Source organism: Chromobacterium sp. LK11, assembly GCF_001043705.1.
GTDB classification, from domain to species: Bacteria; Pseudomonadota; Gammaproteobacteria; order Burkholderiales; family Chromobacteriaceae; genus Chromobacterium; species Chromobacterium alkanivorans.
Genome location: NZ_LDUR01000026.1, coordinates 1 through 16,265, shown reverse-complemented (window position 1 = coordinate 16,265; position 16,265 = coordinate 1). Strand labels below are relative to the sequence as shown.

Annotated in this window: 12 protein-coding genes; 8 read left to right on the top strand and 4 right to left on the bottom strand. The window is 62.5% G+C overall.

Going from position 1 to position 16,265, the window contains the following annotated elements; translation table 11 throughout:
- Positions 1–98 precede the first annotated feature (98 nt).
- Positions 99–350 (bottom strand): hypothetical protein, encoded by a 252-nt coding sequence (locus VK98_RS15510; RefSeq protein ID WP_019101157.1) that lies wholly within the window; start codon positions 348–350, stop codon positions 99–101.
- Between the two features lie 100 nt (positions 351–450).
- Complete coding sequence (gene radC / locus VK98_RS15505) at positions 451–1,125, bottom strand: DNA repair protein RadC (protein ID WP_048414911.1); 675 nt, start codon at positions 1,123–1,125, stop codon at positions 451–453.
- Between the two features lie 157 nt (positions 1,126–1,282).
- Here radC and coaBC point away from each other — a divergent pair, with 157 nt between their 5' ends.
- The 3 genes from coaBC to VK98_RS15490 all read left to right on the top strand — a co-directional run bounded on the left by coaBC (position 1,283) and on the right by VK98_RS15490 (position 4,134).
- The gene (coaBC, locus tag VK98_RS15500) at positions 1,283–2,467 is read left to right on the top strand and encodes a bifunctional phosphopantothenoylcysteine decarboxylase/phosphopantothenate--cysteine ligase CoaBC (RefSeq protein ID WP_048414910.1); all 1,185 of its coding nucleotides are present in this window, start codon (positions 1,283–1,285) and stop codon (positions 2,465–2,467) included.
- Between the two features lie 48 nt (positions 2,468–2,515).
- Complete coding sequence (dut, locus tag VK98_RS15495) at positions 2,516–2,971, top strand: dUTP diphosphatase (protein ID WP_019101154.1); 456 nt, start codon at positions 2,516–2,518, stop codon at positions 2,969–2,971.
- A gap of 149 nt (positions 2,972–3,120) precedes the next feature.
- Entirely contained in the window at positions 3,121–4,134 is a 1,014-nt protein-coding gene (locus tag VK98_RS15490) for a GGDEF domain-containing protein (protein WP_048414909.1), read from the top strand.
- Positions 4,135–4,213: 79 nt separating this feature from the next.
- Here VK98_RS15490 and VK98_RS15485 read toward each other — a convergent pair whose 3' ends face one another.
- On the bottom strand, positions 4,214–9,025 hold the full coding sequence (locus VK98_RS15485) for an NAD-glutamate dehydrogenase (RefSeq protein WP_048414908.1): 4,812 nt from the start codon (positions 9,023–9,025) through the stop codon (positions 4,214–4,216).
- Between the two features lie 514 nt (positions 9,026–9,539).
- Between VK98_RS15485 and VK98_RS15480 the strand changes: the two genes are divergently transcribed.
- From VK98_RS15480 to VK98_RS15460, 5 genes are all read left to right on the top strand, one after another.
- A complete protein-coding gene (locus tag VK98_RS15480; RefSeq protein WP_048407703.1) occupies positions 9,540–10,304 on the top strand; it encodes an ABC transporter substrate-binding protein in 765 nt (254 codons plus the stop codon).
- A 162-nt stretch (positions 10,305–10,466) separates the two neighbouring features.
- Entirely contained in the window at positions 10,467–11,156 is a 690-nt protein-coding gene (locus VK98_RS15475) for an ABC transporter permease (protein WP_048414907.1), read from the top strand.
- On the top strand, positions 11,153–11,884 hold the full coding sequence (locus tag VK98_RS15470; RefSeq protein WP_082159062.1) for an ABC transporter permease: 732 nt from the start codon (positions 11,153–11,155) through the stop codon (positions 11,882–11,884). The genes VK98_RS15475 and VK98_RS15470 overlap by 4 nt, the downstream gene beginning before the upstream one ends.
- A 27-nt stretch (positions 11,885–11,911) precedes the next feature.
- Entirely contained in the window at positions 11,912–12,700 is a 789-nt protein-coding gene (locus tag VK98_RS15465) for an ABC transporter ATP-binding protein (RefSeq protein ID WP_048414906.1), read from the top strand.
- Positions 12,701–12,790: 90 nt separating this feature from the next.
- On the top strand, positions 12,791–13,795 hold the full coding sequence (locus tag VK98_RS15460; RefSeq protein ID WP_048414905.1) for a GlxA family transcriptional regulator: 1,005 nt from the start codon (positions 12,791–12,793) through the stop codon (positions 13,793–13,795).
- Between the two features lie 4 nt (positions 13,796–13,799).
- Here VK98_RS15460 and VK98_RS15455 read toward each other — a convergent pair whose 3' ends face one another.
- The gene (locus tag VK98_RS15455; RefSeq protein ID WP_197083066.1) at positions 13,800–15,995 is read right to left on the bottom strand and encodes an ATP-binding protein; all 2,196 of its coding nucleotides are present in this window, start codon (positions 15,993–15,995) and stop codon (positions 13,800–13,802) included.
- Between the last annotated feature and the right edge of the window lie 270 nt (positions 15,996–16,265).

The following is a 16,265-nucleotide window of genomic DNA, read 5'->3' as shown; positions in this document are numbered from 1 at the left end:
TCGCTATTTGAGCCAAATCAAGCGGAATCGCGGGAAGGTCCAACAATGCGACAGGCCCGGACATCGCCGGGCCTGCGGTCACCACGCCTCGGAGAGGCTCAATGCAGATTCTGCTGCGACAGGAAACGCAAATAGCCAACGCCCTCCAACCAGAAACCGCCATCGGCCAGCGGCGTCGCCTCCTCCAGATCCGCCACGGTCAACACCAGCTCCTGGCCGTCCAGATTGGCTTCCAGCACCACATCGTCGTCATCGGAAAACTCTTCGGAAGCCGTATGGAAATCCGGCTTCACGAACTGATTGTTAACCTGAATATAGTCGGACTCATTCAGCAGACGCAGGATGTTCATGGCGACCTCCTAATGATGCGGTGAGAGACAAGGTCCAACAAGACAGCAAACGCGGTGCCGGTTACGAACGTCGCGAGCGCTCCTTGCAACGTCTCGACGCCTACAGCCAGCCGCGCTCGGCAAACGACTCCGCGCGCGCGCCGGTCACGACGAAATGATCCAGCAACCTTATATCGACCAACTGCAGCGCGGCTTTTAATGTATTGGTTAGAGAATGATCGGCGGCGGATGGTTCGCACACGCCGGATGGATGGTTATGGGCAATGATCACCCCCGCCGCGTTATTGGCCAGAGCCCGCCGCACCAACTCGCGCGGATAGACCCGGGTTTCGGTCAGGGTGCCGCGAAACAGCTCTTCTACCGCAATGACTCGATTTTGCACGGTCAGGAATACCGCGACGAACACCTCCACGTCTTTGCCCGCAATCGCCAGCCTCAGGAAATCGCGCACCTGCCGCGGGTTGCGCAAGGCGTCGGTCAGGCTCATGTCCTCCGCCAAGGCTCGCTGCGCCAATTCCTTGCAAGCCATCAACTGCGCGTACTTGGCCGCGCCCAGCCCCCGGCGCGCGCGAAATTCATCGAAACTGGCGTTGAGCAAGCCGGACAGCGAGCCGAAGTCCAGCATTAATTGCCTGGCCATCTCCACCGCGCTCAAGCCTTGCATGCCGGTGCGCAGAAAGATGGCCAGCAATTCGGAGTCCGACAAGGCCGCCGCTCCCTGGGCCAACAGCTTTTCACGGGGACGCTCGGCCTCCGGCCAACGGGCGATAGACATCTGCACGCTCCTTCTCTGGCTATAGCACTGTTTTCATGGTCAGACCAAACGCGATGAAGCATGGCCTACCATATCATCGAAGCCGCATGCCGGCCAGCGCGCCCAGTCCGTGGAAATCCGCTAAAATTGGACATTTACCGCCTGTTGCGACAAGTCCATGACAAGCAAGAAAATCCTGCTAGGCATTACCGGCGGCGTCGCCGCCTACAAGGCGGCGGAGCTGACCCGCCTTCTCGTCAAAGCCGGCCACAGCGTGGAAGTGGTGATGACGGAAGCTGCCGCGCGCTTCGTGACTCCGGCCACCTTCCAGGCCTTGTCCGGCCACGCGGTGTACACCGATCTGTGGGACGAGCGCCCCAGCAACGCGATGGCCCATATCGACCTGTCGCGCCGCGCCGATGTGTTCCTGATCGCGCCCGCCACCGCCAACACCCTGTTCAAGCTGGCGCACGGCGCTTGCGACGATCTGCTGTCCACGCTGGCCGCCGCCCGCGCCTGCCCGCTGATCGTGGCGCCGGCGATGAACCGGCAAATGTGGGACAATCCGCCCAATCAGCGCAATGTGGCGCAGTTGCGCGCCGACGGCGTCGCCGTCTTCGGCCCGGCCAACGGCGCTCAGGCCTGCGGCGAGACCGGCGAAGGCCGCATGCTGGAGCCGGAAGAGATCGCGGAACTGCTGGAAGGGTTTTTCCGCGCCAAGGTGCTGGCCGGGAAGAAGGTGCTGCTCACCGCCGGCCCCAGCTACGAGGCCATAGACACCGTGCGCGGCATCACCAACATTAGCTCCGGCAAGATGGGCTACGCGCTGGCGCGCGCCTGCCGCGACGCCGGCGCCGAGGTCACGCTGATCTCCGGCCCCACCGGCATGGAGGCTCCGCTGGGCATGCGCCGCATCGACGCGGCCAGCGCCCGGCAAATGCACGACGCGGTGATGGCCGAGGTGGGCCGCAGCGATATTTTCATTTCCGTCGCGGCGGTGGCCGATTACCGGGTCAAGAACCCGTCCGTCCACAAGATCAAGAAAGGCGCGGCGCCGCCCACCCTGGAGCTGGAGGAAAATCCGGACATCCTCGCCACCGTCGCCGCCCTGCCCGCCGCCCCGTTCTGCGTCGGCTTCGCGGCGGAAAGCCAGAACCTGCTGGAGTTCGCCGAAGCCAAGCGCCAGCGCAAGAAACTGCCGCTGCTGGTGGCCAATCTGGCGCAGCAAGCCATGGGCGCCGACGACAATCAGGTGGTGCTGCTGGACCGGGACGGCCCCCATCCGCTGCCCAGCATGCCCAAGCCGGAGGTGGCCAAGGCCATCGTCGAGCACCTGGGCAAGCTGTTGCCGCAAAACCGATAAGCAACCGACACCGCGGCCGCCCCGCGCGGCCGCCAAGAAAGGACTCTCATGAAAAAACCCGTCATCGACGTCAAGATTCTGGACCCGCGCCTGAAACAAAACTTGCCCAATTACGCGACTCCGGGTTCCGCCGGGCTCGACTTGCGCGCCGCCATCGAACAGGACATCACCATCGCCCCGGGCGAAACCCAGTTGATCCCCACCGGCATGGCCATTCACATCGCCAACCCCAACCTGGCCGCCATGCTGCTGCCGCGCTCCGGCCTGGGCCACAAGCACGGCATCGTGTTGGGCAATCTGGTGGGGCTGATCGATTCCGACTACCAGGGCCAGTTGTTCGTGTCGGTATGGAACCGCGGCCACGAGCCGTTCCGGCTGACGCCGCTGGAACGCATCGCGCAGATGATCATCGTGCCCATCGTCCAGGTGGGCTTCAACATCGTCGACGACTTCGAAAGCTCGGAACGCGGCGACGGAGGCTTCGGCAGCACCGGACGCAACTGAGGCCGGCCGCCGCGCGATTGCCTATACTCACACCGTCAGGGGAGCGATCCCGCGCGGCCGCGATGGCCGCGCGCGGCTCCCGCCGGGCCCCGGATCCTGCCGGAAGCGCCACGCTGTCTCCCACCGCTCGCAAAGAAGGATGCGCCGGCATGAAGCAAAGCCCCAATGAGGACGACAGCAAGCGGATTCTCGACAATCTCGTCGAACTCACCTCCCAGCGCGAACAGGACATGCTGGAAAGCAGCCTGGCCTCGACCCTGGTCGAGGTGATGCGCGTGGACAAGGTGGAGTTGTTCGCCTGTCGCTGGGTCAACGGCGTGCCCTACACCCGCCGGCGGCTGAGCGCCGCCAGCGTCGACTGCAAGACCCAGATTACCGAAACCGCCAACGACAGCTGGCTGCCGCCTCCGATCTTCCTCTACGACCTGCTCAACGCGCTGGACAGGGACGACGGCATTTTCCGCATTCCTCACGGCCTCTGCCTGCCCTTGCGCTGCATGGGCAGCATTGTCTCCCTGCTGGTCATTCACGTGACCGCCGAACAGAAAGTCAACAAGGCCATGCTGAAGGCCATGGCCAGGATCCACGAGAACTTCCTGCGCCTGCTGTTCGAGGCGGACCGCGACGTGCTCACCGCGCTGAACAATCGCCGCAAATTCGATTTGCGGCTGTTCAACCTAATGGCGGCGCAATTGCAATCGCCAGGCGAACACCACGCCTGCACGCTGGCGCTGCTGGACGTAGACCATTTCAAGCAGGTCAACGACCAGTTCGGCCACATGGTGGGCGACGAGGTGCTGCTCCTGCTGGCGCAGTTGATGCAGCAGTCGTTTCGCGAAGACGACAGCCTGTTCCGCTACGGCGGCGAGGAGTTCGCCATTATCTTCCAGGGCCTGCCGCCGGCTGAAGCGGCGGTGGCGCTGGAACGCTTCCGCCAACGGGTCGAACAATACTCGTTTCCCCAAGTGGGCCGCCTGACCGTCAGCCTGGGCTTCACCCGCATCCTGCCGCAATTGCTGCCGGGGCAGTTGGTGGAACAGGCGGACCGGGCCTTGTATTACGCCAAGACGCATGGCCGCAACCTGGTATGTGGTTACGAGGACCTGGTCGCCGGCGGCCAACTCGACAGCGCGCAACGCTTTGGCGAAATCGACCTGTTCTAAGCCCCGGACCGTATGCCCGACGTAAAAAAACCGGCTCCAAGGAGCCGGTTTTCGATTGACGCGATCCGCAGGCGGTCGCTTACGACAGCAGGTGGTTGCTCAGCTCGCGCATGCCGGCCGACAACATCGCCAGGTCCAGCACGCTGAACGACTGCAGTTCGGCGAACATCTGCGCGCACACCTCCACTTCGTGATGGCGCTTCTCCATCCACTGCTGCGCAAAGGCTTCCGCGCCGGCTGCGTCCTGCAAGGCCTGCCCCGCCAGATTGCGATGCACGCGGTACAGATCGTCGCGCAGCGCCGAGCGCGCCAGCGACTGCCAGCGGTTGTCGCGCGGCAGGCTGGTGATCGCGTCGCGCAGCCAATCCAGCTGCATCGCGTGGCCCAACTGGAAGTAGTTCTTGGCCAGCAGTTCCAGCGGCAGCTTGCTGCCTTCGCTGATCTCGATGATGTCCATCAGCGGCACCGCGAACTCCAGGCGCGCCAGCACTTGCGCCAGCGGCTGCGGCATGCCCGGCTGGCTCAGCCGCGCTTCCAGCGCCGCCACCGCCGGGTAGCTGTCGGAGGAGATCAGCAGGGGCAGCTGCGCCAACAGCGCCTGCACCTTGGCGGCGTACTGCTTGATCACCGCGTTCACCGAGGTGAACGGACGCTTGTTGCGCAACACCCAACGCGTCACGCGCTCCACCAGCGTACGCACCAGCACCATCATTTCCACCTGACGATCCGCCGGCACCTTGTTGTCCAACGCTTCGATCTCGCTCCACAGACGCTCGCCATCGAACACGCGGCTGGCGATCCACCAGGCGCGGGCGATGTCGCCGGCGGAGAACGGAGACTCTTCCTGCATGCGGAACACGAAGGTGGTGCCCATGCGGTTGATGATCTGGTTGGCCAACTGGTTGGCGATGATCTCGCGCTTCAGCTGATGCTGCTGCATCTGCGCGCCAAAACGCTGTTGCAGCGGTTTCGGGAAGTAGTTGGTCAGGATGGACAGGAAGTCCGCGTCGTCCGGCACATCGGTGGCCAGGATGGCCTGATCCAGCGAAATCTTGCTGTAGGACAGCAGCACCGCGATTTCCGGCACGGTCAGACCCTGACGCGCCAGGCGGCGCTCATTGATCTGGGTTTCGGACGGCAGGTACTCGATCTCACGGTTCAGCTCGCCGGTTTTTTCCATGTGCGCGATCATGCGCGCATGGGTGGTCAGCATCGCGGCGGCTTCCTGGCGCTTGATCGCCAGGATCTGGGTCTGCTGGATATTGTTGCGCAACACCAGCTGCGCCACCTCGTCGGTCATTTCCGCCAGCAGCTGATTGCGCTGCTTCAAGGTCATGTCGCCGGCCTGCATCACGCCGCCCAACAGAATCTTGATGTTGACCTCGTGGTCGGAGCAATCCACGCCGGCGGAGTTGTCGATGGCGTCGGTGGCGATGCGGCCGCCGTTCAGCGCGAACTCCACGCGTCCCAGTTGGGTGCACGTCAAGTTGCCGCCCTCGGCCACCACGCGGGCCTGCAATTCGCGGCCGTCGACGCGCACCGGGTCGTTGGCGCGGTCGCGCGCGTCGGCGTGGCTCTGGGTCGACGCCTTGACGTAGGTGCCGATGCCGCCGTTGTACAGCAGGTCGATCTTGGCCTTGAGGATCTCGTGGATCAGCTCGTTCGGCGCCATGCTGTCCTTATCGGTCTCCAGCCAGGCCTTCACTTCCGGAGACAGCGGGATGGACTTGGCCGAGCGCTCGAAAATGCCGCCGCCCTTGGAGATCAGCTCGCGCTTGTAATCGGTCCAGCTGGAGCGCGGCAGCTGGAACAGACGCGCGCGTTCGGCGTAGCTCTTGGCCGCGTCCGGCGTCGGGTCCAGGAAGATGTGCAAATGGTTGAACGCCGCTTTCAGGCAGATGTGCTCGGACAGCAGCATGCCGTTGCCGAACACGTCGCCGGCCATGTCGCCGATGCCGATCACGCTGAAGTCCTGCTCCTGGGTGTTGACGCCCAGATGGCGGAAATGGCGCTTGACCGACTCCCAGGCGCCGCGGGCGGTAATGCCCATGCCTTTGTGGTCGTAACCGGCGGAGCCGCCGGAAGCGAAGGCGTCGCCCAGCCAGAAGCCGTAATCGGCGGAAATGCCGTTGGCGATGTCGGAGAAAGTGGCCGTGCCCTTGTCGGCCGCCACCACCAGATAAGGATCGTCCGGATCCAGGCGGCGCACATCCTTCGGCGGCACGATCTGGCCGTTCACCAGATTGTCGGTGACGTCCAGCAAGGCGGAGATGAAGATTTTGTAGCAGGCGACGCCTTCGGCCAGGAAGGCCTCGCGGTCGCTAGGCGCCGGCAATTGCTTGCCGACGAAGCCGCCCTTGGAGCCCATGGGCACGATCACCGAGTTCTTCACCATCTGCGCCTTCACCAGGCCCAGCACTTCGGTGCGGAAGTCTTCCATGCGATCGGACCAGCGCAAACCGCCGCGCGCCACTTTGGAGCCGCGCAGATGCACGCCCTCCACGCGCGGGCTGTACACCCAGATTTCGAACATCGGGCGCGGCTGCGGCAGGAAGGGAACCAGATTGGATTCCAGCTTGAACGAGATATAGGACTTGAACTCGCCGTCGGCGCCCTTCTGCCAGAAGTTGGTGCGACGGGTGGCCAGGATCACCGACAGGAAGCCGTTCAGGATGCGGTCTTCGTCCAGATTGGCCACGCCGTCCAGCTGCTCGCGCAGTTTGGCCAGCAAGGCGTCGGCGCGCGCGTCGTCGGCATGCGCCGGGTCCAGACGCACGGCGAACAGCTCGACCAGCAAGCGGGTGATGGCCGGGTAGTTGGCCACGCACTGCTCGATATAAGCCTGGCTGAAGGTCAGACCGCCCTGGCGCAGGTACTTGGCCAAGGCGCGCACCAGCGAAATCTCACGCCAGTCCAGCCCGGCCACCAGCGCCAGGCGGTTGAAACCGTCGTTTTCGCAGCGCTTGGCGAATACCTGGGTCAGCAGCTCCTGGAAGTCCTGCTGCACTTCCTCGCTGGCGATCTGCTCGTCCGCGGAGCCCACGTCCAGGCCGAAATCGCTGATCCACACCTGGCTGCCGTCGGCGCGCTGCACGCAGTACGGATGCTCGTCGCGGACCTTGACGCCCATATTCTCCAGAATCGGCAGGCTGGCGGACAGGCCCAGCGCCTCGCCTTCGCGGAACAGCTTCAGATTGAAGGCCGAAGCGCCGCGGTGGAACGGCCGATACAGCTTCATCGCCAGCGGGGAGTCGGCGTTGACCGATTCGATGTGCTGGATGTCCAGCACCGCGTTGCGTACCGCGAACTCTTCGCGGTAGGCCACCGGGAAGGCGCCCTTGTAGCGGTTGAACAGCGCGTTGCCCAATTCCTCGCCGTGGGTCTCCACCAGCAGTTGGTGCAGCTCCTCCACCCAGCCGCGCACCAGGCGAGCGATTTCAGCCTCGATGTCGGCCTCGTGGAATTCCGGCAGCTTGGCGGCGTTGGTGCGGATGATGTAGTGCACGCGGGCCAGCGAGCCGTCGCTGATCTGCACGCTGAACTCGGCGCTGGTGCCGTTGAAGGCGTTCATCAGCACTTTTTCTATTTTCAGACGCACTTCGGTGTTGAAGCTGTCGCGCGGCACGTACACCAGGCAGCTGACGTAGCGGTGGTAACGGTCCTTGCGCACGAACAGGCGCACGCGCGGGCGTTCCTGCAGGCTGACGATGCCTTCGGAGATCGGCCCCAGCACCTCGGCCGGAATTTCGAACAATTCGTCGCGCGGATAGGCTTCCAGCACAAAGCTCAAGGTCTTGGACTTGTAACTGTCGTCCACGTAGTCGCAGTTGCTGACCACGGTGGCCACTTTCTGACGCAGGATGGGCACGTCCTTCGGCGAATCCTGATAGGCGCTGGCGGTGTACAGGCCCAGGAAGCGGCGCTCGCCGATCACCTCGCCCTTGTCGTTGAAGCGCTTGATGCCGACGAAGTCGATATAGGCCGGGCGGTGGATGATGGAGCGGGTCTGCGACTTGTTCAGGATGATCAGCTGCGGCAGGTGCGCCAGTTCGCGCAGTTCCTGCGGCAGCTGTTCGAAGCTGGCGGAGTATTCCTTGTCGCCCTGGTCCTGCAAAATGCCCAGACCGGAATGCTTGACGATGCGCAGGCTGTCCTTGCCGTCGCGGCGCACCAGGTCGTAATCGCAATAGCCCATGAACAGGAAGTTGCGCTTGGACATCCAGGCCAGGAAATCCACCGCTTCCTTGGCTTCGCCCGCGCGTTTGCCCTTGACCTGGGACAGGTCCTTGCTGATCACCGCCAACACTTCGCGCATCTTGGGTTCGTCGCTCACCACCAGACGAATATCGGCGATCACGCGGTTCAAATCCGTTTCCAGCTGCTTCAGCACCGCCGGATCGGTAACCCGGTCAATCTGCACATGAATGAAGGACTCCAGCGGCAGGCTGCGGTCCTCGGTGCGCTTGACCTCCTGGATCACGCCGTTCTTGTCGCGGCCCACCGACAGCACCGGGTGCACCAGCAGGTGCAGGTTCAGGCTATGGCGCGACAGCAGCATGGTGATGGAGTCGATCAGGAACGGCATGTCGTCGTTGACCACTTCAATCACGGTATGGGTGCTTTGCCAGCCATCGCGCTCGAAATCGGGGTTGTAAATGCGCGCCTTGTGCTGGCCGCCCGCGCGCTTGGCGCCGAACGCGTAGTGCGCCGACGCGGCGCCGAACAAATCCAGCGACGAAAACTGTCTAAGGTCGGCGTGCTCGGCCTCTTCGAAGTAGATCGGGAAGAAAGGCTCGAGTTGGTGTTTCTCCTTTTCGGAAAGCTTGGTCTCTGCTACGGCCTGAATATCGGCGATCAGGCTCGCGAGTTCGGTCTTATTGGTAAGCGACATGTTGCTTCTCTTGTTGTGTGCACGGAGTGTGTCGAGGCATTGTAGATACCCCCATCATGCCGGGATTTCCTTAATGCGACGTGGACGTACATTTTCATGGAAAAGCCCGCTCGCCCCACCGAATGCCACAAGAATAAATCGTGGCGAACGCCACTTTTAGCCTTATAGCAATGCGACGGCGGCTTACAAGTTTCTCTCCCAGGCCCACATTGTACACAAGTCCAAAAACGAAATATAAGTTATTGATTTTTATGACATTTCACATGAAGAGGAAATATCGGTTAAAATACGAACACTTGCTCACACCGATTGCCAGACAATGGCCCCATCTTGCGCACGGCGGATAACCGTTGCAAGCTGCGGCCAACTACTGGCAAAAGTAGAAATAACTACAATGGTTCCGGCTTGGGCGAGACACCGTGAGCAGCCTCGTTCCAAGCGCCGGGTTTACAAGCTTGGGTTCGCGTTGGTCCAAACGACGCGAACACCCGATAGAGAAGTAGAAATCCACGCCATGAAAAAAGTCCTGATCGCCTCCGCAGCGGCAGCTCTGCTGTCCGGTTTTTCCGTCCAAGCAGAGACACTGCGTTTTGGGGTTGACCTCAACTACCCGCCGTTCTCCAAACAAGGCGCCGATGGCAAGCCGCAAGGCTTCGACATCGACATGGCCAATGCCCTTTGCGCCGCCATGAAAGTCAGCTGTCAGATCGTTCCGCAAGACTGGGACGGCCTGATTCCCGCCCTCAACGCCAACAAATTCGACGCCATCCTGTCCTCGATGCAGATCACCGAGGAACGCAAGAAAGCCGTCGACTTCAGCCGCAAGTACTACAACATCGCCAGCCGCATCGTCGCCAAATCCGGCACCGCCGTCGATCAGAACAGCTTCAAGGGCAAGAAGATCGGCGTGCTGCGCGCGTCCACCCAAGAGAAGTTCGCCAAGGACTACTGGGGCAAATCCGGCGCCACCATCGTGCCTTACGCCAAGTCGCCCGAATCCTTCCTGGATCTGAAGTCCGGCCGCGTTGACGCCGTCTTCGTCGACGGCGCCGTCGGCGACCAGGAATTCCTGAAGACCGCCAACGGCAAGGGCTACGCCTTTGTCGGCCCGAACTACGCCGACGTCAAATACTTCGGCCTGGGCGCGGGCATCGCCGTCAAGAAAGGCAACAAAGCGCTGGCCGAACGCCTGAACAAGGCGATAGACCAGGTACGCAAGGACGGCAGCTACAAGAAAGTCCAGGACAAGTACTTCAGCTTCGACGTCTACGGCGGCTAAGCTCCTCAGCTATCGCATCCGTCCCGGCCGAGCGCCCCACGGCGCTGGGCGGCTCGCTGCCGCCCGCTCCGCGCGCAAGCCGGGACTTTTTTGTTCGGCCGCTCACCCGGCCGAGCAAGGACCGGCCTTGCGCGCAAGGCTGACGAATGAGGCAGTAACACCATGTTTTTGCAAGGTTACCTTCCCAGCATATTGCAAGGAGCGGTGCTCACATTGCAGCTGGCCGGCTCAGCACTGCTGGTATCCATCGTGCTGGGCCTGATTGGCGCGCTGTTCAAGTCCGCCCACTCCAAACCGCTGGTCTGGCTGGCGGAGCTCTATTCCACCGTGGTCCGGGGCGTCCCCGATCTGGTCTGGATGTTCCTGCTGTTCTTCGGCGTCCAGATGATGATCAACGATTTCTGCGGCCGCATGGGCTGGGAAAGCCCCAATATCGACCCCTTCGTCGCCGGCGTGCTGACCCTGGGCTTCATCTTCGGCGCCTATATGACGGAAACCTTCCGTGGCGCGATGATGGCGGTGCCCAAAGGGCAGATGGAAGCCGGCATGGCTTACGGCATGACGCCGCTGCGCGTCTTCTTCCGCATCACCGTTCCGCAGATGGTCCGCTTCGCCCTGCCCAGCTTCTCCAATAACTGGCTGGTGCTGGTCAAATCCACCGCGCTGGTTTCGGTCATCGGCCTGAACGACGTGATGTACCGCGCCGACGCGGCCAAATCCACCACCCAGGAACCCTTCACCGTCTATCTGATCGTGGGCCTGCTGTTCCTGGCGATCACCGGAGTCTCCAACCTCTTGCTGGGCCAACTGGAAAAACGCTATTCGCTGGGCGTCAAGGAGAGCGGACTGTGATCGACTTCCAACTGATTCTGGAAAAACTGCCCGCCTTCTTCGGCGGCGACGACGGCCAGGCCGTCATGAGCACCCGCGACGGCCTGATGATGACGCTGGAGCTGCTGTTCATCTCCCTGGCCCTGGGCATGGCGATGGCTGTCCCGATGGCGCTGATGCAGGTCTCCAAAAACCGGCTGGCCTCCGGCGCGGTCCGCGTCTACGGCTACGTCTTCCGCGGCACGCCGCTGCTAGTGCAGCTGTTCATCATCTACTACGGCCTGGCCCAATTCGGCTGGGTCCGCGACAGCTGGGCCTGGCACTACCTGCAGGAGGCCTATTTCTGCGCCATCCTCGCCTTCACCCTGAACACGGCGGCCTACACCACGGAAATCATCGCCGGCCAGATCCGCAACACGCACTGGGGCGAGATCGAAGCCGCCCAGGCCATGGGCATGAGCAAGTGGCTGATGATGCGGCGCATCGTGCTGCCCTCGGCGCTGCGCCGCGCGCTGCCGGCCTACAGCAATGAAGTCATCATGATGCTGCAGAGCACCGCGATCGCCGGCTTGGTGACGCTGGCGGACATCACCGGCGTGGCCCGTCGCATCTACGCGGACAGTTACATGGCCTTCGAGCCTTTCCTCACCGCAGGCGCCATTTACCTCGCGCTCACCTTCCTGCTGGTCTGGTTGATGAAGCAGGCGGAAAAACGCTGGCTGGCCTATCTGGCGCCACGCAAGCACTAATGCGGATAGCGATACAGGAACATCATCATGCATACCCCCACCGACAAGAATCTGAAGCTGCAAGTCAGCGATCTGCATAAGAGCTACGGCTCGCACGAGGTGCTTAAAGGCGTGTCGCTGACCGCTCACGCCGGCGACGTGATCAGCATCATCGGCTCCTCCGGCTCCGGCAAAAGCACCTTCCTGCGCTGCATCAACATGCTGGAACAGCCGAACAGCGGCCGCATCCTCGCCGCCGGCGAAGAACTGAAACTGGTCTCCGACCGCAAAAGCGGCGCGCTCAAGGCCGCCGACGCCCAACAACTGGCCCGCATCCGCACCAAGCTGGCCATGGTGTTCCAGCACTTCAATCTGTGGGCGCACATGACGGTGCTGGAAAACATAGTCGAAGCCCCGATTCACGTGCTGGGGCTCAGCCGCGACGAAGCCTGCGCCCGCGCGCGCAAATATCTGGACAAGGTCGGTCTGCGCGGCGTCGAGGACAAATACCCGGCCCATATGTCCGGCGGCCAGCAGCAACGCGTCGCCATCGCCCGCGCGCTGGCGATGGAGCCGGAAGTGATGCTGTTCGACGAGCCCACCTCGGCGCTGGACCCGGAACTGGTCGGCGAAGTGCTGCGGGTGATGAAGGACCTGGCCGGCGAAGGCCGCACCATGGTGGTGGTCACCCACGAAATGGGCTTCGCCCGCGAGGTGTCCAACCACGTCATTTTCCTGCACCAGGGCAAGATAGAAGAGCAAGGCCACCCCAAGGAAGTGCTGATCCGCCCGCAAAGCGAGCGATTGGTACAATTCCTCTCCGGCAGCCTGAAATAAATCGTACAATAGGAAAATGTCGCACACCATGCCGGCCTCATGCCCGGCATGGTGTGTTTTTGTAATCTCCACCCTTCGCCGCGAAAACCAATGGGTCAGCATCCGTCCCACCCCGCCAAGCCACTGCGCTACGGCTTCCTGCTCTTGCCCCATGCCTCGATGGCGGATTACGCCATCGCCTCCGAGGTTCTGCTGCACGCCAATTGGCTGGCGGAGAAAAAACTCTACGAAACCCTGCTGCTGTCGTTGGACGGACAAGCGGTGCCGCTCTCCAACGGCACACGGCTGGCGGTTGACCTGCCGCTGGACGGCGCGCCCAAACTGGACTGCCTGCTGATCCTGGCGGACGACATCAATCCCGACTTTAGCCTGGACGCCCTAAGCAAAGGACTCTCCGCCTGCGGCCCCGACAAAATCCAATTGGGCGGCATCGGCTGCGGCAGCTACTGGCTGGCCCGCACCGGGCACTTCAACGGCCTGCGCGCCACCATACACTGGCGCGAGATCAGCCGTTTCACCGAAGAGTTTCCGGACATCATCACCTCGTCCAACCTGTTTGAAATCGACGGCAAACGCCTCAGCTGCGCGGGCGGAGCCGCCACCTTCGACTTCATGCTGACCCTGGTCGGCAATCTGCACGGCCACGAGTTTATCGCCCAGCTGTCGGAACTGTTCAGCATGGAACGCATCCGCCCAGGCAATGAACGTCAGCGCATCCCCCTGGCCACCCGCATCGGCGGCAGCCAACCGAAGCTGACCGAGGCGGTCAGCCTGATGGAAGCCAATATCGAGGAACCGCTGAGCACCGACGACATCGCTTACTATGTCGGCGTCTCCCGCCGGCAACTGGAGCGCCTGTTCAAGCAATACCTGAGCACGGTGCCGTCCAAATACTATCTGGAGCTGCGCCTGAGCCGCGCGCGCCAACTGCTGCAACAAACCAGCAAATCCATCGTGCAGATCGGACTTGCCTGCGGCTTTTCCAGCGGCCCGCATTTCTCCAGCACCTACCGCAACCATTTCGGCATCACCCCCCGCGAGGAACGCTCGCACCGCACCCAGACCGCGGCGCCCGCGCCTGCCGCCAAGAGCTAGACGCTCAAACTCCCGCGCCGCAACCATCCGGCGAAGGCACCGCGGAGCGATCCGGCTCGCCTTGCCGCGACAGCGGCAACTCGATCCGGAAACAAGCGCCGCTGGCCGGGATGTTCTCCGCCGAAATCAAGCCCCCGTACTGCTCCACAATCGTCTGGCAGATCGACAGACCAAGCCCCATGCCGTTCGGCTTGGTCGAAAAGAACGGGTGAAACAGCACCTCCAATGAGTTCGGCGTGATGCCGCGGCCGGTGTCGCGCACCTCCAGAATCGCTTTCTTACCTTCCCGCCGGGTGTGCACGATCACATGGCGCTTCATCATCGGCTCGTCGCGCAGAGCGTCCATCGCGTTCGACAACAGGTTCAACACCACCTGCTCCAGCTGGATGCTGTCGGCCAGCACCGCCACCGGATAACCCGACAACAACTGCACCACCTCGATGCCGCGTTCCTTCAGATCGTACTCGGCCAGGAACATGCAATTGCCGACCACCTGGTTCAGGTCGATCAGCCGCGTCTCGATCGCGCGCTTGCTGACCAAGGCGCGCAAGCGCTTGATGATCTCCCCTGCCCGCTCCGCCTGCGCCACCGCCAGGCGCAACGCCGCGTTCACCTGGGCCGGGGCCTCCTCCACGCCCTCCAGCAACTGGATGCTGGCCTGACAATAGTTGGCGATCGCCGTCAACGGCTGGTTCAGCTCGTGCGCGATGCCGGACGCCATTTCACCCATGGTATGCAGCCTAGCCACATGGGACAGCTTCTCCAGGTGCTCCTTGACCTTGCTCTCGCTGGCCTCCAACGCCGCCACCGTGCGCTGTCGCAAAGGTCCCAGATCGCGCAAGGCGCACACCACGCCTATCAAGCGCCCCTCCCGCGAGAACAGCGGCGACACGCCCCCCTCCACCGATCGGATCTGCCCCCGCGCCGACGTCAGTTGCATCCTCTCCGCCAACACCACCGGCTGCGCGGTCCGGAAACACTCGCGGATCGGATCCTCCGCCAACTCCGCAGCCAACTCGGCCTGCAAATGGAACACCTCGTGACAGACGCGGCCAACCACCTCCTCCGCCGCCATCCCCATCAACTCCAGGGCCATGGGATTCGCCAGCTCGATCGCATGGTCCTGGCGCAGAATGATCACCCCATCGTGAATCGCGCTCAGCGTGACGGAAGCCCGCTCGCTTTGCAGGAAGATCGCCTCGTCCGACTGCTGACGCTCATGCCGCAAGGCCATGCGCTGCAAGTGGACCAAGCCCGCGAACACGAAAAAGGCCAACAGCAAAGACTGTTGCCACAGCCACGGCAACAGCGCCAAGTCCGTCACCCGGACATCCCTGGCCACCCCTAGCACAAAAGGCTGCGCCACGCTGGACAGCGGAAGACGAGCCTCCAGCCGGCGCAACACCGGCCACCAATCACGCTCGGACGAAGTATGCAGGCGCTGAAACAACGGCGCTCCGGGCGCAAGGACCCCGTCCTGATACAACGTCAGGTCCAGCCCGGGCAACAAGCTCTCCAGGGCCGGCGCCTGCAGCAGGCGGTCGCAAAACACGACCAGGCCCACCACCCCCACCAGCTTGCCCGGCGCCTTCTCCCTATCTTCGAACAAGGGCTGGAACAATAAATAAGCCCGCCCCCCGCCCTCGTGCAACTCGAAAGCGCCGCTGGCCATCCTTTGCCCGGTCTCCAGAGCCCGGCTCAATGCCGGCCGGAAATAAGCATCGCCCCAAATATCGTAGCCAAACATCGGGCCGGCCTCAGGTCGATCCGGCTCCAGCATGGAAATCACCAGCGACTGCGAACGCGCGGCGGCTGGCCGCCACGCGCGACTTCCCGCCACGTCGAAATCGCGAATGTAAAAAGTTTCGCCGAACTTGCTGCTCATCTGGCGCAAAAAGAGCGGCCGCTCAGCCAAAGGCACGCTTTGAAAAAAGATAAAGGAATGAAGCTGCGGATAGTGAGGCAATAATTCGCGCGCAAAGGTGGACAGCTCGGATGCCTCAAACGGCCGGCTCGCCACCATCAGCGCATCCACGGAGGACAGCACCGACTCGTTCTGATCCAGCTTGCGCGCCACCATGGCGTGAGCCCGCTGCGCCACCGACTCGAACTCGTCCCTCAAACGCTGCAGCTCGCCCATCCCCCACAGCACCGTCACCAACAACGCGCAGAGAGCCCAGGCCAATACAAATAAATGCACGCCGTCCCGCCTGAAATTTCTCAAAATTCCCGCCTCGATTCCCAATCTTGATGCTGGAATTCTATTCATTACCAATAGGTTTTGCTGAGTAATTAACCGAAATTTCAGTAAAAATAAGTGAGCCGACAGAACAAAAAAGAACAATGGCTTAAGAATCAAGGAGAAAGCCCAAGAGGCCGGGAAAGGGGGGAAGAGAGCTTCACTGCGCCGCCGGCGCGGCGGCGCAATGCGTAAAGCCCAGCTCGTGTGAGCTGGGCTTCGCAATGGGGC